This is a genomic window from Frigoribacterium sp. UYMn621 (assembly GCF_040549525.1).
Classification (GTDB): Bacteria; Actinomycetota; Actinomycetes; order Actinomycetales; family Microbacteriaceae; genus Lacisediminihabitans.
On record NZ_JBEPTM010000017.1, the window covers coordinates 1 to 21517 of the forward strand.

16 protein-coding genes are annotated in these 21517 nt (G+C 63.8%); 2 read left to right on the top strand and 14 right to left on the bottom strand.

The annotated features are described in order from the left end of the window. Positions 1-356: 356 nt before the first annotated feature. Positions 357-2117 (bottom strand): DNA/RNA helicase domain-containing protein, encoded by a 1761-nt coding sequence (locus ABIB54_RS16280; protein WP_354576576.1) that lies wholly within the window; start codon positions 2115-2117, stop codon positions 357-359. After that, complete coding sequence (locus ABIB54_RS16285) at positions 2104-2424, bottom strand: nucleotide pyrophosphohydrolase (protein ID WP_354576577.1); 321 nt, start codon at positions 2422-2424, stop codon at positions 2104-2106. The genes ABIB54_RS16280 and ABIB54_RS16285 overlap by 14 nt, the downstream gene beginning before the upstream one ends. 763 nt (positions 2425-3187) lie before the next feature. Between ABIB54_RS16285 and ABIB54_RS16290 the strand changes: the two genes are divergently transcribed. Together ABIB54_RS16290 and ABIB54_RS16295 are read left to right on the top strand one after the other, a co-directional pair. After that, positions 3188-3925, top strand: coding sequence for a zinc ribbon domain-containing protein (locus ABIB54_RS16290; RefSeq protein WP_354576578.1), 738 nt, complete (start codon positions 3188-3190; stop codon positions 3923-3925). A gap of 10 nt (positions 3926-3935) precedes the next feature. Continuing rightward, the gene (locus ABIB54_RS16295) at positions 3936-4904 is read left to right on the top strand and encodes a hypothetical protein (protein ID WP_354576579.1); all 969 of its coding nucleotides are present in this window, start codon (positions 3936-3938) and stop codon (positions 4902-4904) included. 2 nt (positions 4905-4906) lie between these two features. On the opposite strand, the gene ABIB54_RS16300 is transcribed toward ABIB54_RS16295, so the two are convergent. The 12 genes from ABIB54_RS16300 to ABIB54_RS16360 form a co-directional block, all read right to left on the bottom strand. Beyond that, positions 4907-5299 carry an FHA domain-containing protein gene (locus ABIB54_RS16300; RefSeq protein ID WP_354576580.1) on the bottom strand — a complete coding sequence of 131 codons (393 nt, stop codon included), beginning with the start codon at positions 5297-5299 and terminating at the stop codon, positions 4907-4909. Positions 5300-5616: 317 nt separating this feature from the next. After that, positions 5617-6552, bottom strand: a complete 936-nt coding sequence (locus tag ABIB54_RS16305) for a DUF4190 domain-containing protein (RefSeq protein ID WP_354576581.1) — start codon at positions 6550-6552, stop codon at positions 5617-5619. Between the two features lie 121 nt (positions 6553-6673). Next, positions 6674-8779: a vWA domain-containing protein gene (locus ABIB54_RS16310; RefSeq protein ID WP_354576582.1), complete on the bottom strand. Its 2106-nt coding sequence runs from the start codon at positions 8777-8779 to the stop codon at positions 6674-6676. Continuing rightward, positions 8776-9243 (bottom strand): FHA domain-containing protein, encoded by a 468-nt coding sequence (locus ABIB54_RS16315; protein WP_354576597.1) that lies wholly within the window; start codon positions 9241-9243, stop codon positions 8776-8778. Before ABIB54_RS16315 ends, ABIB54_RS16310 begins: the two co-directional genes overlap by 4 nt. Before the next feature lie 308 nt (positions 9244-9551). Further along, positions 9552-10385 carry a CHAP domain-containing protein gene (locus ABIB54_RS16325; RefSeq protein ID WP_354576583.1) on the bottom strand — a complete coding sequence of 278 codons (834 nt, stop codon included), beginning with the start codon at positions 10383-10385 and terminating at the stop codon, positions 9552-9554. Then, positions 10382-11008 (bottom strand): hypothetical protein, encoded by a 627-nt coding sequence (locus tag ABIB54_RS16330; RefSeq protein WP_354576584.1) that lies wholly within the window; start codon positions 11006-11008, stop codon positions 10382-10384. The genes ABIB54_RS16325 and ABIB54_RS16330 overlap by 4 nt, the downstream gene beginning before the upstream one ends. Further along, positions 11008-11901 (bottom strand): WXG100 family type VII secretion target, encoded by an 894-nt coding sequence (locus ABIB54_RS16335; protein ID WP_354576585.1) that lies wholly within the window; start codon positions 11899-11901, stop codon positions 11008-11010. The genes ABIB54_RS16330 and ABIB54_RS16335 overlap by 1 nt, the downstream gene beginning before the upstream one ends. A 31-nt stretch (positions 11902-11932) precedes the next feature. Next, the gene (locus tag ABIB54_RS16340) at positions 11933-12205 is read right to left on the bottom strand and encodes a WXG100 family type VII secretion target (protein ID WP_354576586.1); all 273 of its coding nucleotides are present in this window, start codon (positions 12203-12205) and stop codon (positions 11933-11935) included. A 100-nt stretch (positions 12206-12305) separates the two neighbouring features. Beyond that, positions 12306-16697, bottom strand: a complete 4392-nt coding sequence (locus ABIB54_RS16345) for a type VII secretion EssC family protein (protein ID WP_354576587.1) — start codon at positions 16695-16697, stop codon at positions 12306-12308. Then, on the bottom strand, positions 16694-19267 hold the full coding sequence (locus ABIB54_RS16350; RefSeq protein ID WP_354576588.1) for a transglutaminase TgpA family protein: 2574 nt from the start codon (positions 19265-19267) through the stop codon (positions 16694-16696). The genes ABIB54_RS16345 and ABIB54_RS16350 overlap by 4 nt, the downstream gene beginning before the upstream one ends. After that, positions 19264-20481, bottom strand: a complete 1218-nt coding sequence (locus ABIB54_RS16355; protein WP_354576589.1) for a DUF58 domain-containing protein — start codon at positions 20479-20481, stop codon at positions 19264-19266. The genes ABIB54_RS16350 and ABIB54_RS16355 overlap by 4 nt, the downstream gene beginning before the upstream one ends. A gap of 56 nt (positions 20482-20537) precedes the next feature. Beyond that, positions 20538-21506, bottom strand: coding sequence for an AAA family ATPase (locus ABIB54_RS16360; protein ID WP_354576590.1), 969 nt, complete (start codon positions 21504-21506; stop codon positions 20538-20540). Positions 21507-21517 lie beyond the last annotated feature (11 nt).

A 21517-nucleotide genomic window follows, 5' to 3' on the forward strand; every position in this document is an offset into this window, starting at 1 on the left:
CACCGGAAGCGAGGTGACCGAACCAGAACTGGCCCTCAGCGCATAATCCTTAGCTCGAAGGAAAACCGGCTACACCACTACCTGGGACTTGACCCCACCGAAGTCGAGGCCGCCTATTACGCTGACCTCGAAACCCCCGAGACAGCAACCGCCGCCCTCGAAAAACAATAGGAATCAAACTCAGGGCGAATCACGCAGCCTTTGAATAGGAGTGAGAGCAGCATTAGCGTGAGACACGAAGACCTCCGGAATGGAATTGGGGAACTAGACAGCTCCACCCTCCACCGGAGGCCTTCCTTATATCAAGACGTCACACATCAACCAACGTCCCTGGGCAGTACAGCTAGCGGGCCGCCCTAGGTGCTCAGGATGAAGTGCCGCAGGTGCTCGCGAAGCGCCGGGTCGCACACGTAGACGTAGGTGCCCAGGATGCCGCGGGTGAGCAGCACCGCGTAGATGTTGCTGATGAATCGAAGGAGGTCTTCGTCGGTGTACTTCTTCCCGAGGACGTCGTTGTTCTCCTTGCCCTTGGTGTCGAAGTACGAGTCTCGGTCAACGATCAGCGTGCCGTTGAGGGGGTCGTAGCGAAGATCCGGACCGATGATCACACCCGCGTAGTTGAGGTCGTACCCCTGAACCGTGTGGATGGAGCCGACTTCGTCGATCGCCTTTGGCGAGGCGATCCAGTCGACCTGCTTGCTATTCCAGCGAAGCTGCACGCCGTCCAACTCGATGTCGAATGCCGTCTTGTCGCTCTTGGTCTTCCATGGCCAGGCGTACCCGGCGAGCAGGCGAGAGAGCCCGACCTCGACATCCTTGCGCCGGATTTCCTCGCACATCTCAGCGAGGCTGTCGAAGAATCGAAGTCCGTAGCCGTCGAACTTCTCCGGAGTCACCGTTGCGCTCGGACCGAGGATGCGTCTGATGTAGGAGACGTAATCCGACCCGGCCTTAACCCGCATCTGGGAGAGCAGCGGATAGTTGCGATTCGCAGCCTTCGCCTCCCGCACGAGTTCACCGAGCATCTCGGGAGGCAGGTCGGCCGGCCGAACGCTCTGGGCCGCATCCAGCAAGAAGATCTGGTGGGTGCTCTTCGCCCGGATCCAGTCAAGCTGGGTCTTCGTTTTGTCGTCGCTTTCGAAGAGCTTCTCGGTGATCTCTTTGAACTTCTTGTTCTGCACTCCTGACGGTTGATTCGCGCGCTGGTTAAGACGGTGTGCTTCGTCGACGATGAGCAGGTCGAAGTGCTGATCCGAGGAGCCGACGTCGAAGGCAGTCATCACCATCGACGGATGCAGTCCCGGAGTCTTTTTGAATACCTTCTTGATCGATTCGCGCAACGATTGCTGCGGCACCACAAGGCCGATGCGAACGTCTTTGAGAAGGTCTTGGTAGCCCTCGACGAAGAACTCGGAGAAGAGGGTGTCGCTATCGAGGTCTTCGGCAGGGGCGGTGGCCGCAATGTCCACGAGCAGCTTCAGCATGTAGATGGCGACGACGGTCTTGCCCGTCCCCGGCTCACCCTGGATGACGGTCGTGCTTTTCTCGCCCGACTTCACGTCTTCAAAGAGGCCCTCGAGGATGTCCTCAACCGCGATCGCCTGGTCCGGCGTCAACGCCTTAAACGGTGAGAGCTTGAAGAGGTCGCTGTTCTCGATCTCGGGAATGGTTCGGGTGAAAACCCCATCCCGCTTCAGCTGATCGAACACCTCGAGGAAGGACTCGCGGTACTGCTCGCGGTCGTAGTAGTCGGCCTCGGTGATCCCGTCGTTCCGGTTCAGCACCCGGTACGAGCCGTCGCCCGCCAGCATCCGGATCAGGTAGGACTCCAGGTCGAGACAGACCGACTTGTTGAATGTCTCGTCGACGATTACCCGGATGGTGCGGAGGTGCTTCTTCTCTGGCGAGTCGAAGTGCTGCCGCATCCGTGCCGCAGCGTTGCGCGACTCCCCCACATACACGTCGTTGAGACCGCCCCCAATGGCCGCTTGGCCACCGCCCTTGACGTCGTCCAAGACGTAGACAACCGGCCAGTTGGTGTTGCGGTGATCGAGCGACGCCCACGCCTTAACGGCATTCGGGGTGAAGTCGAGCCGCCCGATCTCAAAGGGCGTCATATTTGGCGCTTCGCCCCCGCGCCTTGTCCACCGGATACTTCTCTCGCGTGGCTGCCAGCTTCTCGAGGATGATCTGCTCCGGGTCCGCGCCAATGCGTTCCGCGAGCAGCAGGCAGTACGTAAGCACGTCGGCTAGTTCCTCGCGCACTCGAGCCTCGTCGGCATCCGCGTTCCACTGGAAGCACTCGAGCAACTCGCCCGCTTCAATTGCGATGCTCTTTGCCAGATTCTCGGGGCTGTGAAACTGCGCCCAATCCCGCTCGGCAACGAATGCCGCGATCTCATCGCGAACTGACTGGTCGACCATCCCGCCAACGTAGCAGGGTCAAGCTCGTGACCCGGCCGACCTACGCCGGAAGGCTGGGAGCATTGCGCGTGGAGTTGACGCCGCATCGCGGGTCGTTAGGGAGGTCTGATCCTCCAGATCGACTTCCTTCAGCCAGTGGCCGGCAAGGTGACCGAAGGTTCATTGGCCCGAACGCCCGAGGCCGCGAACTTCGGAGTCCCCTGAGTTTCCGCGATCAATGGTCGGGCTGCGCCCCACCGGCACGGCCGTCACATCGCAGCATCCACGTGCCTGACCAACCCGTGGGCGATGCGCCGGAACCGGCGCGGCGGGGACCCCGCTGTAAGCGCGCCATAAATGCGAAATGACTGCCAGAAAAGCGCGGCAGTCATTTTGCATTTAGTGGGCTGTACTAAGAACCTCGACAGGCCTTATGACCGCTGGGCTCCAGCTCAGCCCTGACGAGCGTTTTCCTCCGAGGGCCGTCGGATTTTCCTCCACTCGAGCCACAATCGCTGAGTACGCGAACGACAGCAATCCAACCAGGCAATCTATCTCGTGGCCTACCAGGACTTTCTGCGCTCTCGCGCAAGGAAGTGTTGATGCATTGAGCACACTCATTGGCAAAGGAGGAGGCGATCGCATCGGCGCCGCTGGATCGATGCGCGCAGCACCCCCGCTGATGGGGAGGGGTGCCCATGGGCTCGCTTCAGTAGCGCTGTTAGCCTGACGCTATGAACCCGAGTGACGCAACTACTGCAGCGAGTTGCAGGGTGTTGGCCCAATGACCTACCTGATCGTCTGCGTGGTGGCGCTCGTCATTGGCGTGATCGTGCGGGGCGTCCGCGCTTCCAACCGTCGTCAACAGATCGTTGGCTACCAGAGCTATGCAAGTACCGCATCCCCCGCATTCCCGCTCGACTCTGGCGAGACGATTATCACAACGATAGCTGCGCGAGACCTCGGCGCGATGCGTCGTATCGAGGATGACGCGATCAAGGACGACTACCCGTCGTCCTTTCCTCTGGTGGCATGTACCTCAACACGACTCGTGATCCAAATGTCGGTCACTGACCGCACAACCGATCTTGCCGGATCTTTTGCGGCGAGACGGGTGGATCTCCGACGGCGTATCGGCGAACAGTTCGGCGATGCTGACCAACGGGTCTCCAGCTGCGAATGGCCGTGGCAATCTATCGCTTCGATCATCGCTGAAGGAAACGCGGCCGCACTTCTCTGGGAGAGTGAACGAGGCTCTGGTGCCGTGATGCTGACCTTCATGAATGAGCAGGATCAAGGCAGTTTCGTGTCGACTGCGGTGGCTGTCATTACGGCGACACGCTCCAAGCTCGGTCTCATGCCAGCCGACCCGAGCCACACCATCGACGGAGGTAGCAATGACTATTCGTTCACGGACGCACAGACGATCTGCTCAGACTGCGGCACCGTGATCGAAGCCAACGAACGCTTCTGCGTCGGATGTGGCGTTCGGGTATACCGACTCGAGGCCGCGGAGTCGTGAGGAGGGACCAATGACATACAACGTGCTGGCGGTCTGTGAGAACGGAGTAGAGAACTACCCTCTCTACCCATTGTTGAACGACGACATACTGATCGTTCCTGAAGCGTTGGATGGGCCGTTGGGAGAACCTATCCGTGTTTCGAAAATCGTTGTCCGCCGCAAGGTTGGAAACGGCTACACGACCGTCACCGAAACCAAAGAAATCGTGTTCCAGGTCTGGATCACAGCTTCGCGAGTCATCTTCTACTGCAAGAAATTCGAGAAAGGCGGGGGTTGGGTCGGCTTCGGTTTAGGTGGGCTGGCTGTCGCGGTGGTGGCCAACAGCGTCTCGCACGCGATCGCGGCCAATCGCCGCAAGGGCAAGGCCCTAATCGGCAACATTCGCTATCCATGGGTCTCAAGCGTGATGTTCTCGCCTCGCAATGGTTTCGGTACGGAAGAGAACGTGCGGATAGCTTTCGTCGACGGCACTGACGACAGCCGACCTGAGGGCGACATCACCTTCAGCATTGAACGCCACAACAATGCCAACCGGGTTGCGCGCAACATCGTCGATCGGGTGATCGCCTACCGTTATGCCTCTGGCGAAGAGCTGGATGCCGAAGAGCTCCGCCGTTTCGAGGAACTTAGGCATAGCGGGCTGGCCGCGTTGCCCGAAAAAGGGCGGCTCACCAGCTACGGGATCCCGAGTTCGTGGAGAGTGCCACTGGGACTCGCGCTGGCTCCGCCAGCGCCGCCCGCTTTCCCTCCGGGAGCTCCGGCCACATCCCCGACGCTCGTAGATGCGCCCGCCTCTGGCGTCCCTCTGGGTTTGGTGCCAATCCCAGTTCAGATAGAAGGAACGTTAGATTTCGGCTTTGGTACGCCCAAAGCGCCTGTCGCGAAGCGGCCCTCTTTCTGCGAAGCCTGCGGGTCCGTAGAGCTCGGCGAGAATTTCTGCACCGATTGCGGCGCGCCAATGACCGTGCCGACCGCCTGAGGTCAGGGCCGGCGCTCGACCCCGAGCGAATAGCTGCCGATCTCCAGACGATCGCCGCTATGGAGTGGCGTCTCATCAAACGATGACGCTCGCTCCTCAGTGTTGTCGGGGTGGACGATGACAGTTCCATTGGTCGTTTCGAGGTCGCGCACTCGCAGCTGCCCTGCGACGATGCTGAAACGCGCGTGTGACTTCGATACCTCCGCCGACGGAACGGCAGCGGTCGGACCCAGGTCGTGCGACACGGGCTGGCGCCCGATGATCAATGCATCGGCGATCGGAAGGACTGTGGCATCCGGGAGCACAAGTACCCAGTCGGAGGTGCGGGGTGGTCGGTCGCGGGTCACCTCGTCGACAGTCTCCCATCCCTCAGTTGCTTCGACAGCTGCGGTCAACTCAGGAGCGACCGACGCAGCAGGCGGGGAGCCTGCCGGAGTCGCAACCAACGGGGGCGCCCCTTGGGAAACAACAGTCTTCGAAGGAATTGCGAAAGCCCGGTCGGCGAGGGTGGCGCGAGCGTCTGTGTTCGAATCGAAGCCAGCCTTCTGGTAACGCAGCGCGCCGGCTCCAACACCGAGACAGATAAGTGAGGAAACGGCCAACCCGAGGAGAATCGGCGCCTCCGAGAGGTAGTAGCCGCTGCGGCCCCAGATCACGGCGATTAGAGCGAGAACGCAGCCAACTCCGATGAATAGCCCGCCGATCGCACGCATCAGTAGGACCCCCGGGAATTTGCCACGGACACCAAGACAACAATCGCGATCACAATCACCACAGCTAACGACAGGTAGCCGAGCACGAGTCCGGCAATCGCCATACCTCGGCCTCGATCACCGGTCCGCCTGATCTGCGCGAGCGCGATATGACCGAACACGATCGGGAGGACCGCGCCTCCAAATAGGCCGAAAACGAGCGCGCTCACGGCGAACCCGTTGGTCGAGTGCGTTTGAGGGATAAAGGCGTAGGCGGCGCGTCCGGCACCGGATCTTGCGCGGTCGGCAGCTTCGGATGGGCGCTGATCGCTGCTGGCCGTGCGGATCCGGCTATATCGCGGAATAAGAAGGAGCGCTGCCAATAGTCCCCCGGCTCTAACGAGATTCGCCACGATCGAGCGCCACACCAACTCAACGTTGCCAGCGACCGGTAGCAGATAAACGATGAGCCCGTAAGCGATGGCGACGGCCGCCGCGATCCAGAGAACTCGATAGGTCGATGCCGGTGAACCAGTGGACATCAGCCACGCCACAGTGATCAGGACAGGACCGATCAGGAAGAGGAGTTGCTCTACGGCGCCCACTGCACCGAGAGAAAAGGCCATTCGTGAATCCATAACGACAACAATCAGCTCAATCACCGGACCTATTGCCGCGACCAGAAGCCCGCCAATCCGTGCTCCCGTGCTGGCTTGCCCTGTACGTCCAGCGAGGACGACGGCGACAGGGGCCAGCGAAAGGAACAGGAGGATGACGACCTCGAACCTGACCGAATAGGCAGCGGACATGAGGGCCAGCGAGACCAGGCTCGAAGTCGCCCCCACGATTGCCGGACCAATGATCCCGGCGAAGAGGAGCACCAAGGGCAGTGCGGGTTTCGACGCGGGTGTGAACGACTGTGACTCGCCGGCGCCGATCACCGGCTCGTCACGCACGAGCTCCGTTCCGCAGCTCTCGCAATATCGCGTGCCGAGGTCTGGCTCATCGCAGCTCGGACAGTAAGTTATCGGAGTCGTCGTGGTCATTCAGTCCTTGATTCGGCTCCGTGAGCGATGGTCATCCGCAGAACTCCTCGGTCGGGCCGGTGCCCGCGCCGATTTGGATTTCGCCAACGATGTCGGCCCCGGCTCCGGACTGGTCTCCATCTCCGATCAACCAGATCTTCTGGGAACCCGATGCGAGGGTAAGGTAGTCGACGTTGAGATATGAGGTATCTGAAGAGCTGGTGAACCGCGCGGTCGGATATGCCGATCTCACTGACTCGAACGTCGAGTTGCCCCCTACCCCAGATGACAACCTCGGTGAGAGCGCGTCTTGCGACACAAAGAGTCCACTCACTGTCCCTGACGCGTCGAGAATGACCGCGACCTTCTTGCCCAGGCCGCTGGTTGCAAGCGCCCAGACGTTGCAGCCCTCCGCCCATTGCGCAGCGGGGCCGGGATCAGGCACGATCTGCCAGATATCGGCCAAGGACATCCCGACCTTGATCGGTCCCACGTGGCCAAAGCCGACCTTCCATGCGCTGATCTCGCTCGGCCCGGTTGTTCCCGCTCCGCAGAGAGAAAGTGTGATTCTGATGATCTTGGCTGCAGCATCGACCGAGTTCGCGACATACATCAAGTAGCACGTGTCGGAACCGGGCGACGTCGGGAAAGACTGAAACCCTCCCGAACTGTCGCTGCTGTTGGTTCCCACACCATAGATGGCACTTGCGGTGGCGATCGTGTCGCCCACATTGATGCCGTCCGCGGTGGCGAGCTTTCTCTTCGGAATGATACCGATGAGTCGATCATGGGAGAACAGGAGGGTTCCCTGTTCGTAGCTGGCATATTGGACCTGAGCGACCACTTTGCCGAGAGTGAATCCGGTGACAGCTGCACGAGCATCGGCGAGGCTCATCCCGATCTGTAGCTGGTCGATACCGCGCGAGTTGAGAGTTCCCGCAGTCGATACCGGGTCGGTCAAAGCTCGCAACCGTGCTGCTAGCTGGGTCGCGTTTGCGGCATCGACAAACTCCCCGCCGCCTGCTTGAGCTATGCAGGCGAGATCTTCCTGTGCCTGCTCGTCAGCGTCGACAGCAAATCCGACAGTTTGGATTGTGAAGCCCGGATGATTCGCCCGGATTTGAGTTGCGATATCACAGGCCGACGGTGGTGAACAGGTGTCGACCCCATCGGTGACGAGCACAATCAGGCCGGTCGCTGCGTCACCGAGTTGGCTGGCAGCGTCAGTAAGGGCGGGGCCGAGCGGAGTGAATCCGGACTGCGTGATTCCGTTGACTGCAGCGGTGAACGCAGGCTTGTCGATCGGGCCGACCGGGAGCAGCCGACGGATATCCGTGCAGCCTGCCGCGCGATCCGAATCCTTATTGCTTGTTGACGTGCCAAACACCGTGAGGCCCACGGTTGCCTTGTCACCGAATCCCTGCACCAGGGTGGTCGCCGCAGCGCGGGCCGCGTCCATTCTTGATCCCCCACCCGGGACGTCCCGGATCATCGAACCCGAGGCATCCAGGATCAAGACGGTAGGCACGTATCGCGCGGCGACCGTCGGTGCTACGGCGGCGGCATCGCTGGCGCGGGCGGTTGGCTTGCTCGTCCTGGGGGTGGAGAGCGTCGACACAGCTGAGACCACCTGCGGGACGACGACGACGCCGGTGGCCGTGAGCACGGCGACCGCCAGCACGGCAGCGACCGCGATGCGCGCCGCGAGAGGGACGCCAAGGATGAAGGCAAGCGGGGCAAGACGCGTTCCCGCTGCGGTCGCCACGACGGCGCTCGGGGTCGCGACCGGGGTGGTGGGCGGCGTGACCACCTGCTGTTGCGGAGCAGGCTGCGTCGCGATCCATTCGCGGAGGCCGTCATAGATGGCCGGATTGGCGGCGATGACGGCCCGGAGTGTCGGGACCTGAGCGGCGAGGACAGCAAGCTCGGCCGGCGAGGTCGCCGGATTCGCTGCCCGCTGGGCGAGCACCTCGTCCCGACGGCGAAGCGCGTCGCCGACAGCCCGATCGCCAAGCGAACCGAGCCATTCCAGCAATCCCGCGTAGGCGACCGCATTCAGGGCTGCGGCGACACGCGCCTCCGGATGATCGCGCGCCAGTTCCGCCAGCCGCTCGGGAGTGACCGACGGGTCTGCGGCCTCCGCCGCGGGCGAGGTCACACCCTCTCGATCCTGATCACGAAGCTCCCGAGCTCGATCTCGAAGCCATCATCGAGGGTGGTCGACGCGTCGGACGACACCACCATCTCGGCGCCATCAGCGGCGAGCGCGACCACACCATTGGTCGAGTGGAGGTCGCGCACAGCGAGCCACCCCGCATCCAACTCGAGCACGGCGTGCGACTTGGACACCAGACCGTCGGGATCGTCGATCGTGAGAACCGCGGTCGCCCCGGGATAGGCCACGGCCTCCGGCTGACGGCCGATGACGGTGGTCTCGGTGACCGGATGCGATGTGCCATCGGGCAGCACGAGGCGCCATGATCCGCGCGGCCTGCGCGGGGGTGCAACGCGGGTGCGGTCGTCGAGTGCGTCCTCCGGTCCCGCCGTCACGGGCGGTGGGACCGGAGGAGGAGGCGCAAGCGGCGCGGCCGCCGGTGCTCCGAACGTGGGCACATCGATCATCGCCGATCCTGGTGCGGCGGGTCCGGAAACGGCGGCGGGCGAGACCTCGACTATCGGGGGCGGCGTAGGAGCGGCCAGCGCGACCACCGGAGGCGGGGGCGGAGGTGGGGGCGCGCTCGGTGCCGATACCGGAGGCGGTGGGGGCGGAGGTGGTGCCGAGGCCGAAACAACAGGCGCCGAAGGAGCTGTGTCCGGAACAGGGACAACGGGAGACGCGGCTGCCGCGGCGGCCGTGAGCCGGACGCCGCAGCTACCGCAAAACGTCGCGCCGACCCGCGTCGCGGCTCCGCAGGAGGGACAGGTCACGGTCAGCTCACCCCCGGGCTGATCGTCAGCGCGTAGGAGTGGCCACGCCCGTCCGCCTGCCATGTGCCGTCGGCTTGTTGGGTCCAGATGCGCGTGTCGTGATAGGCGTTCGCGTAGTTGTCTTCACTGACCCGAAATGACGACGGGTTCGTTCCCAAGACCTGCTCGACGATCATCACGTGCCCAAAATTGGGACTGTCGGAAGGGTAGTACGAAACCACAGCACCGAGACTGGGGGAAGTGGACGTCGACCCCCCGAGGTTGCTGGCCACTTGGCCGCCGTCACCGCTTGCGGTCGGAAGCCCCAGCTGCTCACGCCTCCAGTCCACCCATGCAGTGCAGTTGTCGACGCCCTTATTGTTGGCGTCGACGTTGTAGCCCACACCTGCGTTGTAGTGACTCGTCGACTGCTCAAACTGGCGGTAGGCATTAACGTCCCCACTGGCGAGAGCACCTGACGAGCTTCCGGGCTTCCCGGCCTCACCTGACCCGGCAGTCTGAGCTTGACCGACGTCTCCCACATGTGTCGCACTCGGCAGCGTCGCACCGCCGCTGTCTCCAGCTCCCTTGACCCCGCTCGCGTTCCGCTGCTCGGACGCGTTGTTGAGTGCGGACTGGCCCAGGCCGGCGACGCTGGCCTGTGCCACGACAAGCGACTTCCGAAAGGCTGGCCAGCTCTGCACGAGGCGCTGCGCGTCGGGGCCGTCCCATATCTGCAGCAAGCTGTTGACCGTCTTGTCGAGTCCGCCGACGATCTGGTCGACCGAAGTTGCACTCTGCTTCAACTCCCGCCCGACGTTCTCGACGGCCTCGACATCCATTCCCATCTGGGTCATCTCGGGTCTTCCTTTCTTTTTGCGAGGCTCAGCTTGTACTTCAGTGGTTGGCGCACTGTCGCGATAACCTCGCGCAAAAGCGATTCGACGTCGTCCTGTGGGTTTCCATCGCTTGTTGAGTAGGCCCAGTCGGTTTCAGTCAAGCGCGCACGTCGGCCTTCGGAAGACCACGCGTATCCGCGCGCCTCTTCGCTTGAATCGAACGAGACCTCCAAAACACCCGAGTTGGCTGACCGAATCGAATCCTTGTCCAGCAGCGGGAAGTCCTGCCACATGGTGACTGCCATCCATCCGCCGAACTCCAACCGTGCCGTCAGATTGGTGCCTTCGCCGACGAACATGACGAAACGCACCGGGCCACTATCCAATTCGAGGAGAACCGTCACAAATGCCGTTGCTCGGTTGAGGCTTGACGCGACATCGTGGTCGGCGACCGGCAGCGGCTGACCCGCAAGCGAGCGATCCCGCGCTTCGGTGAGCGCGCGACCGAAGGCCGGCGCTGTGCCTTCTTTGACTGCCTGACCGAGCATCAGCTTCCGTGATGCAAATCCATCGGCCTCGATCAAGTCGCAGATCTGCGAGATGAGGTAGAGAGTTCCCCGAGTTTCATCGATCTTCACCATCAGTGCTTACCCCAGTTCCACGGGAATATTTTATTTGCCGTCGAATCCATCTGATCGCTGATCATCATGGCGACCCCGAGAGGCGATGAATACCTCTGGGACATCGCTGTCGCCTGCTCCGCCGTCAGGTGATCGGGATCCACACCGGGACCGAACTCATGCCTGACTCCCATGGCATAGGTGTCGCCCTGCTGCTCAGCCGTCACCGGAATAGTGGCATCGACGAAACCTGCAAATACGGTGACACCGAGTGCGAGCGGACCGAGCGACGCAAGCGCCCCTGTCGCGCCGAGCATGCCCGCCGTCCAGTCCGCTGTGCCTGCGACCTCAGGGAGCAGATCGACGAGGCCCTTCAGATATTCACCTTTGGCGAATTCCTCGCCAATGTCCGAGGCTCCGAGCACTAAGCCGATCGGACCCAGAACCTTGCCGAGCCTGGGCAGGACTTCGGCGAACTCCGACGCGCCGTCGGTTGTCTTGAGAAGGCTGACGATCAGTCTGCCTACGTCGACGGCGGTCAGGGAGTTGCCTCCCGTCTTCTTGATGCGCTCGATGAGATCGTTGATCTCCTGAGTGGTGAGCGGAGACCCGGTCGCCGAGGAACCTGGCGAGCCCGAGCCGATTGCTCCACTCGCCTCCCGCTGCTCCGACGCGTTGTTCAGTGCCGACTGGCCAAGGCCGGCGATGCTGGCCTGGGCCGCGACCATCGACTTGCGGAAGGTCGGCCACGTCTGTTGGACGAAGCGCTGCGCCCCTGGGCCGTCCCAGACCTGAAGCAGGCCGTTGACGGACTTGTCGAGGCTGCTCACGATCTGATCGACCGAATCGGCGCTCTGCTTCAGTTGCCTGCCGACGCTCTCGACGGCTTCGACGTCCATTCCCATCTGCGCCATGAGACGACCCTCCCTTCAGCCGACAGCGCGATCAGCGGCTGGAGACGTTCCGCTGTTCCTGCGCGTTGTTGTGCGCCGACTGGCCCAAGCCGTCGATCTGCGTCTGCGCCGTCAGCAGCTCCTTCTTGTGCTGCGGCCACCAGTTGGTGACGAAGGTGTGCGCGTCGGGTCCATCCCAGACGCCGGTGAGGCCGTTGACGATCTTGTCGATGCTGGCGACCAACGTTCCGATCTGCTGAGCATGTGTCTTGAGCTGCTTGCTGACGGCCTCGACTGCGTCGACGTCCATTCCCATGCGTGCCATTTGGTTTGCCTTTCGTGTGAGTGTTGCTCTGATTTGGTGGTGTATTTGAAATATATTGGATATTCGCGGGTCTGGAAATGGGGACCGGTACCCATCCCCATCACTCGGTGAGTGCTACCTGCAGACGGCGACTCCGGCCCTGGCCGATGAGAAAGCCACGACCCGGCGGGAAACTGCCCCGGCGGATCCGACCGATCGAGGTATTCAGCAGTTCGCCATCCCCGTCGTCCGGCTGCAGAACGATGCCCTTACGGCCTGCCTTCATCGGTGAACCGAGGGTGTACGACTGCGCCCAGCTGGATGTCTCAGACTCGGCGACGACGAACTGTCCCTGCTTAAGCAGCGTCTTGATCAGCGCCTCGAGGTCGTACTCCTCGGGCGTCCCACTAAAATCGCTGAGATTCTCCAGGAAGAGAGCGACCGTTCCGGGCACGAGATCTCCCAACTCGGTCATCTTGGTCAGTTCGGCGACGGCCTTCGAGATCGAGGCTGGCGTGTCGGCCGCATTCGCCCAGATCCCGATTCGAGCCAGGGCCGACCTGCGCGTGCTGAGCAGGAAGAGTTTCGTCGATGGATGCCCTGCTGCGAGCCCGCGCGCGATCGTCTCCAGCGCCGTGGTGCGTCCACTCCCGGGCGGCCCCGAGATCACAAAGGATCCGAACGGCTCGATCGCGACCGGCTTCAGATCGTCGTCCGCGACGCCGATCATGACCTTCCCTCCGATCGAAGCAGGCAAGCTCGACGCCGGAATACTGTCGCTCAGGCGCTCGATCGAAGGTGCGGCCGGGACCCCTGCCGTGATCATGGCCTCGGCAAGCGCCTCGAGTTCACGGCCTTGGATGGCCACGTTCCCGTCGCCTCCGAGTACTGCGATCTGCACCTCGCTGCCGTCGAGGATGCCGCGTCCGGGCGGCGATGCCGGCGACAGCACGTCGGAATCCACTCCAAGCATCGCGTAGTCGTCGGCGTTGGCGAGTCGCAGCACGAGCCGACGCTGGATCGACGAACTGAGCGACATCGGGATCGACCCCGAGCGATCGCCCGAGACGACCACGTGCACGCCAACGGCGCGCCCGTCGGTGGCGATCTGCGAGAACACGGAGAACCACGGAGAGGTGACACTCGATTCGAACGCTTCGCGGAAGGCACCCATTCCGTCCAGGAGCAAGATGATTCGCGCCTCCTCGGGACGGTTCGCCAGCCGACGGTAGTCGACAATTCCACCCGCGCGCGCTTCGGCATAACGCACCGCTCGGTCGTCGACCAGGTCACGGAGCCAGCGCAGTAGTCGCGCGACCCGCTCTTCATCGTCGCCCGAGATGATCGCGCCGACGTGCGGCAGCACCTCGAGCATCTGAAGTCCGCCCGCGGCGAAGTCGAGCCCGTAGACCTGGACCGGACCCCCGCGCATCGTGATCGCCGACGACACGGCGACCGCGCGCAAGGCTGTGCTCTTGCCCGATCCGCCCGTGCCGATCACTGCCATGTTGCCGTCGCGGTCCGGCAAATAGCTGACGGTCGGCTGCGCCTGCTGCGCCGCGTCATCCACGACCCCGAGTACGAGCTCGGTATCGGTGCGACGCGAGGGTAGCTTCGAGAAGTCGTAGGCCGGAGCTAGTTCGGGCAACCACGGCTTGCGCGGGGCGGGCAGCTCTGCGCCTGTGGCCGCCGCCTTAATCGTCTTGACGACCCGCTGGATATCGGTCGGCCCACTCGGCGCCGCGACCTCCGCCGTCGAGCTGGGCGATTGCCATGCCGTCGCAGGGCCGAAGCGCAGGTCCTCAACCTCGATCTCGGTGGGTGCCGGGATGTCGCTGGTCCAGCCCCCGGCATAGCCCGACTGGAAAACGCGAATGCGCCCCGGACCGGTCTTGGCCGCAGCGCGTCCCGGAAGCGCCGGGTCGAATCCCGCCGCCATCGGGGTACCAAGCACGTCATCGCTGTCCGATTCGTCGGCCATGCGCAGGGCGACGCGCAGATTGGTGTTGGCGCGAAGGTTGTCGCGGATCACGCCGGCCGGTCGCTGCGTCGCCAGAATGAGATGAAGCCCGAGCGAGCGGCCCCGCTGGGCGACATCCACGACGCCGTCGACGAATTCGGGCACCTCGGTCGCCAGAGCCGCGAACTCGTCGACGATGATGACGAGGCTTGGCGGCACCTCTGGATCGCCGAGCTTCTCCATTTCGATGATGTCCTTGACCTTCTTGCGGTTGAAAAGATGCTCGCGATAGCGCAGCTCGGCGCGCAGCGAGGTCAGCGCGCGACGGACCAGATGCGGGCTGAGGTCAGTGACCAGACCGACTGTGTGCGGCAGGTCGAGGCATTCCGCGAAAGCTGAGCCGCCCTTGTAGTCGACGAACAGGAACGAGACGCGCTGTGGCGAATGCGCCGAGGCGAGCCCGAGCACCCAGGCCTGCAGAAACTCGCTCTTGCCGGAGCCGGTGGTTCCCCCGACCAGAGCGTGCGGGCCGTCGGTGCGCAGATCGAGCGCGAACGGCTCGGTTGCGGCCTGGCCGAATACGGCGCGCAGGTTTGGGCGGGAGCGACCGATCGCTGCCGAGGCCCGTGGGCCGGTCAGGATCGAGTTGGTCTCCTGCCAGCGCTGCAGCACAGCTTCAGTATCGGTACCGAGCTCGGTGCCGACGACCTGGAGCAGCGAGACGGATCGCGGAAGGTCGCTCGAGTCGTCAACTCGTGCTCCGGCGTCGACCACCGGGGCTAGACGACGCGCAAAGTCGAGCGAGTCGGCCTCGCCGAGCGGTTCACAAGCGAGCGGCTGGATGGCAAGGCCGCTTCGCACGTAACCGGTGAGTGCTCCGTCCACGCTCGTGCCAACCTCCACGAACGTGCGGCAGGCGGCCGGAATTCGAGCCACCGAGTCCGCGACCCAGAGCAGGTGCACACCAACGCCGGGGCCGCGCTCGGCGATTCCCACCAGTCGCGCACGCTCGACTGGTGCGTCATCCTCGACAACGACCAGCACCACCGGCAGGACCACGGACTTGTTCTCCTCGGCGGCAAGGCGCGCCTCGATGAGCCCTTCGAGGTCGGAGATCAGGGCGAGCGATGGCGCTCCGCCGGTCACCAGGGGTGGTGAGCTGAGCGGACTGTAGGCCGACCCGCTATGCGGGAGCCACTTGAGCCATTCCCAACCACGGGCGCTCAGCGAAGAGCAGATCGAGGTGAGCACCAGCTCGGCAGGCGAGTGGGATCCGACCAGATGAGCGACAAGTCCACGGGCGACTGCACGGGAGCCTTCCCCTTCGCCGGCGACACCGAGCGAACCACTCTCGCGCAGGTTCTCGGTAACGGGCACACCGTCGATCCATGCGGTCTTCAGCGCGAGGTCCTCGAGAGACTTCCACAGATCGGCGGGGCCTTTGCGCTGGCCCGGCATCTCGAGTTCATGACGACTGGGCATCCGGCCGATGCCGAGACGAAGCGCCAGGAAAGAGTCGTGCTCCGGCCGCCGCGTCCAGAGCAGCGGCGTCAGTTCACGGGCGCCCACCACGACGTCGCTGACGGCCGGAGCCTCGGAAAGCCGACCGACACGCTCGAGGTCGTGCAATCGCGCAACCTCGGAGCCGATAGCTGTGACTGAGTCCTCGAACTGGGCGCGTGCGTCCCGCCACTGTCGTCGCCCTTGGATGCGGTTATCGACATATCCGGCGATCAGCAGCAGCGGCGAGAGGGCGATGAACGCGATCGAGAGCGGATTTCCCGGATTCACTGCGAGCAAGACTCCGCCCATAATCAGGGGGGCCAGAAGTGCGAGGTACGGCAAACGCGGCGGCTTCGGGCGCTCCGGTGGTTCGGGCGCTTTGAGTACCGATCCGCTGTACTGCGGGTCGAGTCGCGGCGAGCGATTGAAGTGGACGGTTCCGGTACGCGGCGGCTGGGCGTCAGTGCGCGAGGGCTCGACCGTGAGCACCGTGTCTCCGAGGGTCACCCGGTCGCCCGCCGTCAGGATCGCGCGATCTACGGGCAGACCGTTGACCAGAGTGCCGTTGGCGGAGCCGGCGTCGACCAACTCGATCATGTCGGCAACGGTGACCCGCGCATGGGTTTTGGAGATAAGCGGGTCAGCCAAGGTAACCCGATTACCCTGATCGCGGCCGATGGACGACGAGCCGTAGGGCAAGGGAATTGCCTGGCCGTTGCCGAGACCCTCGACGATCCTCAGCGTCGCGCCCACCGGCGATCGCCCCTCAGCGAAGGTGGTCGGCGGGGCCAGCGAGACGATCGCACCACTCGCCAGTCCCGACTCTCCCAACGGCGCCGCCGGGTCGAGGATCGTGGCGCCCTCGATCCCCTCCGAGTGGCGGTGCTGGCGCAGCGTGAGGCTCGTGGGCGAGCCTATTCCGGCAGGGTGCTGCGGGTCAGCCTCATCGAGCCGGTGCGCAACCTCGGCGATCGTGCTTCCCGGCTCTGCAGTGACCACGACATCCGCCGTGCTCCCGCCCGGACGCACCAGGGTCAGTCTGACCTTCATCGCGTAGCCGCCTTCCGAGTGAGTTGTGCGGGCCGGGCTGCGGCTACGCGGGAAAAAACGGCAGCAGAGAGATCGACTCGCGACCGCACACGGAAACTGCTGATGCGACGACGGAACCAGCTGGCAGAACGACGAGCAGCAGCCTCCGCGTCGGCGAGTTTCGACCATAGCCCGTCGACGGTTTCGTCGGAGACCTCGGTGCCGGAGAAGACGGCGGCATCGGAGGCTACCGCGAACTCGCGAAGGCCGGGCAGCACCGGCAGCGCATCGTTCTGACCGGCAACACCGGGCCGCCAGGTGCTGGCGTCCTTCAGCCGAGACATCACGCCGCCGAGCAGAGCCGAGGCGCTGCGGTCTGCGATCTCCGACGCATTGGCTGTTGCCTCGGACCTCGCGACGGCGCGCGCGCTTCGATCGGTCCGTTGTCGGGCCGCGTCGGCGCGCTCGCGCTCGCGCGTTTCGAGCTGGTCGCGGAACTGCTCCTCGAAGAGCAATGCGGACTGGACTCGCGTGGAGGTGCGGGAGACCGTATAGCCGAGTTCCGCGTAAGCGTCAGCGAGCTCGTCCCACGCACCCGCGGCCCGCAGAGCGGCGGGCCCATTAGTCCGACGTCGCTTGCGACGCCGGCGTTTGACGCCTGCGACCATAAGGATCGGGAAGAAGTATGCCGCGAGCGGAATGCCGACTGACAGCGCTGTCGGCACCACCCAGGCGGGGAGCACGAACGGCTCTGGGTCTTTCTTCGTTTTGCCGACCTCGGTGGGTGAAACGAGATCGTTCTGAGTGGTGCCGGTGCGCGGAGGCTGTCGAACCAGCGGTAGCGACTCAGTCTTGGGCTTGGTCGGGGTGACGGTCGGAGCATCTGTGCGCGTCGGCGTCGGGTCGAAGCGTACCCAGCCCACTCCCGCGAACTGGACCTCGGTCCAGGCTGTGATGTCTTTGGGGACTACAGAGATGGTCGATCCCACCTTCAGGCTCGGGGCGAATCCCATGACGACGCGAGACGGATAGTTGAGTGTGCGGGCCATCAACGCGAAGACGGCGGCGAACTGCTCCTGGTCACCCACCATCTGCCGACCGTCCTTGAGCAACGCCGTCAGGCGTTGCAGGCTGTGTCCGGCGATCGAGTCCGGTTCGCCGGACTGGCCATGGCTGAGCACGCCCTTCTGAAGTTTAAGCTCGATGTTGTGCAACTTGCCGTATGGCGTCGTCGCGGCTCCGGCGAACTTTGCGGCTGCGGCGCCGATCACCGCGGGTAGATCCGTCGGAGTCGGAACCATCGACGAGATGGCAGTCTTCTCTAGAGTGGCGGGAGTTGGTGCGACGTATCGGTCGGTAGTAAGGGTGTACTTCTGCCCGGCGTGGACTTGCGCGGTGTCGATCAGGATGCCGGTCTCCGGGTTGAAACGCACCTCGGTCGATCCGGGCGCCTGCGCGGTGAAGTTCACCGATGTCGCATGGCCGGAGGTTGGAATCCAGTAGTCGCGGTATTTGTCGACAACGATGCGGAGTGTCTCGTGCGCCCCTGAACGGCCGGTCGAGGGTTGGGCCAGCCTGCCCGAGGCGAGGCCGAACGTTCCCGACTCCTGCGAGCCCGGCGCCGGAGAGGTCACATTCCAGACCTGGCCGTTGTAGTTGTCCATTGTCGCAATCTGAATCCGGTCGCCCTGGGTGAGCCCCGTTACGGTGAATAGTGGATCGGTGGACGTACTTTTCGTGTACGCACGGAAGCCGGCCAGCGGGCTTGCGTAGTTCTCGAGCTCGAACGGCGGCGTGATCTTGTCGCGCAGCACGAAGCGGTCGTTCGGGGCTGTAACCGCTCCGACTAGAGTGCCGCCGACCACCGCTACTACCACGATCATCCCGGCACCGGTCAGCTTGCGGCGCAGCAACCCCGTCGTAGAGCCAATCGTCGCGTTCGCGGACTCGGGAACACGCCATGCCATCCAAACCAAGGCGATCACGGCGAACGCGACGCCGCGCAGTGGGGCCAGGACGGGGCTGCCAGTCCCGGTCAGCACGCTCGCGACGTACAGCGCGGACGGCGCCAACAAGGCGAGAAATGATGACAGCGGCGTACGGCGGTGCGTGGTGAACCAGCGGGTCGCGACCGTCGAGGTGACGAGTCCGACCATCCAGGTGGCGACATACGGAAGAACCCCGATGTAATCGGGTGCTATGACGGGGGTGTTCAGGGTAACGATGTCGGACCACCCGAAGACGGCGCCGACGGCGAGGCCTGAGAGGGTCGAGGCGGAAGGGAGGAATCCCAAAGTCGCGAATGCGGGCATCGCGAGCGGGCTTCCGAACACGAAATAGGCGGCGACCGCAGCCACGGCAGTCGTTAGCGGGCCGAGGCGCAAGGATGCAGCAACGACTCCGACGGCCGTGCCGACAACAATCCCGCCGACCCCGGCGACCAGATACAGGCCGCTGCTGAAAGAGACCGCGAATCCGAGCAGGCCGATGAGCGACAGCACGGTCAGCACGGCGATGTCGACCCAGGTGCGCCCACTCGGCAGAGCGAGGCGTCGCGTCGCGCGCGCGGACTTCGGCTGAGTTTCGGTCATCCGGCAGCCCTCGCAACGACCTTCGGCAAGTCGCGGAGCGCACCGACCACAGCGACCTTGACACCCGCGACCTGCCGCAACGTGGCTTCCGCCCCCAGCTCGACGCGGAAGGCGATCACCGTCGTGTCGGCGGGGAAAAGTGTTCCGATCTGCCGGTAGTCGCTGGCTGTCATCTTCGACCCGGCGACGATGAAGAGCACGCTGGGCGGCGGAAGTCTCTTGGTGGCCACGCGCGCGCACTCGCGCGCATCCTTGCCGAGCTTGATTGAGAGCTCCATCCGACAACTGTCATCGAGCATTGCTGAGGCGGAATAGGTGTGCAGACGACGGGACTCGCTGACGACGTTGAGCGCGGTCCCGTCACGGATGACCTGTGCGGCGAGCGACGTGGCGACCGAGACGGCGAGCTCGAACTCGTCCTCCGAGTCGTAGAAGGCCGAACTCTCGCTCTGCAGAACCGTCAACTGGGAGCGGCGCGTCTCCTCGAACTGACGCACCATGAGGTTCATCGGATCGCCGGTCTGCTGAATGAGTCGCGCCGACGTGCGCCAATGCACGTAGCGTCGATCGTCACCGGGCTCATAGCCGCGGAGGGCGTGGAACGACAGATCACTGTTGGTGATCTTCTTGGTGACCTGCCCCTCGAGATCCCGCACGAGACCTGCGGCCGACGGCGCAAGCGGGGTCGTCACGGGATGTACGAAGAGGTCGACAGGATCCGTCCACCTCACGACCCGTCGAAGCAGGCCGAGCTGGTCACCGCGCACCGAGACGGCCGGACCAGTGGCGATGATCGCACGACGGTTGGTCGGCACCGCGAACAGTTCGTCGTGTTCCTGTTCGGGCTTGAGTGCCGGGATCGAGAACTCTGCCCGTCCGGCACCGACCGGCAGCTCCATCCGCGCCGCGAGAACGGGTCTTGTCCCGGAGTTGGTGACGACCAAACGTCCGAGCGCGCGCTCCCCCACGACGACGCGGCTGGGTGAGAGCTCGATCGCGACGTTGTATGTGGTGCGGCCAATCAGGAACACGGTGCAGAAGACGAGCCCGACGAGGACGGTTAGCCCGACAAAGGTCAACTCCTGCCACCCCAGGATGAAACCGCCGGTGAGCGTCGCAGCTGCGAGCGCCAGCGCAATCCAACCACCGGAGGAGAGTATCTCGAGGCGTGGTCGGACCGAATTTCCGACGAAACCGATGACTGCGGACGCCACCGTCCCGAACCCCGCGCCAAATCGGTGCCGAAATGCTCGCGCTCGCGACACGCGGCTCATGCGGCGCGATACGCGGGGGGTGCGGTGTCGAGGAGGACGCGCTCGATCACGTCTTCCGCTTTCACTCCGGCGAAATCCGACTCGGCATCAATGATCACCCGGTGGGCCAAGACCGGGATAGCCAGGTCGCGCACGTCATCAGGAGTGACATAGCTGCGACCCGATGCGATTGCCCAGGTTCGCACGGCGCGGGCCATGCCCAGAGCGCCCCGCATGCTCACGCCGAGCGCGACATCCTTATCGGACCGGGTCGCTATGACGAGCCGGAGGATGTACTCCATGATTGTTGGATCCACGAAGACATCCGCCGCGAGCCCTGCCATGGTCACGATCGACTCGGACTTGATGATCGGCGTGATGCTTGACGCTCTCGATCGGTTGGCAGAGTCGAGCATCAGCGCAACAGAGGTCTCGAAGTCTGGGTAGCCGAGCGAGGTTTTGATCAGGAAGCGGTCGAGCTGCGCCTCCGGCAACTTGTAGGTGCCGGCCTGTTCAACCGGGTTCTGCGTGGCGATCACCATAAAGGGCCGCCCCACCGAGTGGCCGACACCATCGATAGTGACCACGCCCTCCTCCATGACTTCGAGCAGCGCGCTCTGGGTCTTGGGGCTGGCCCTGTTAATCTCATCGGCGAGCACCACCGAAGCGAAGATCGGTCCCGGATGGAATTCGAACCCACCCTTGCCCTGGTCGTAGATCGTGACCCCCGTCACGTCGGACGGAAGCAGATCCGGTGTGAACTGGATACGCGAGTGAGTGCCGTCGAGGGTGTTGGCCAGCGCCTTGGCGAGCACAGTCTTACCGGTGCCGGGCACATCTTCGAGTAGCACATGCCCCTCGGAGAGCATCGCCGTGAGCACCAGTCGGATCTGGTGCTTCTTGCCGACGATCGCCAGGTCGACGTTGTCGACCAGCTTGCCGAAAGCCTCGGCGAACCAGGTGGCCTGTTCGTTAGTGATGGGCATGTTTCTCCTAA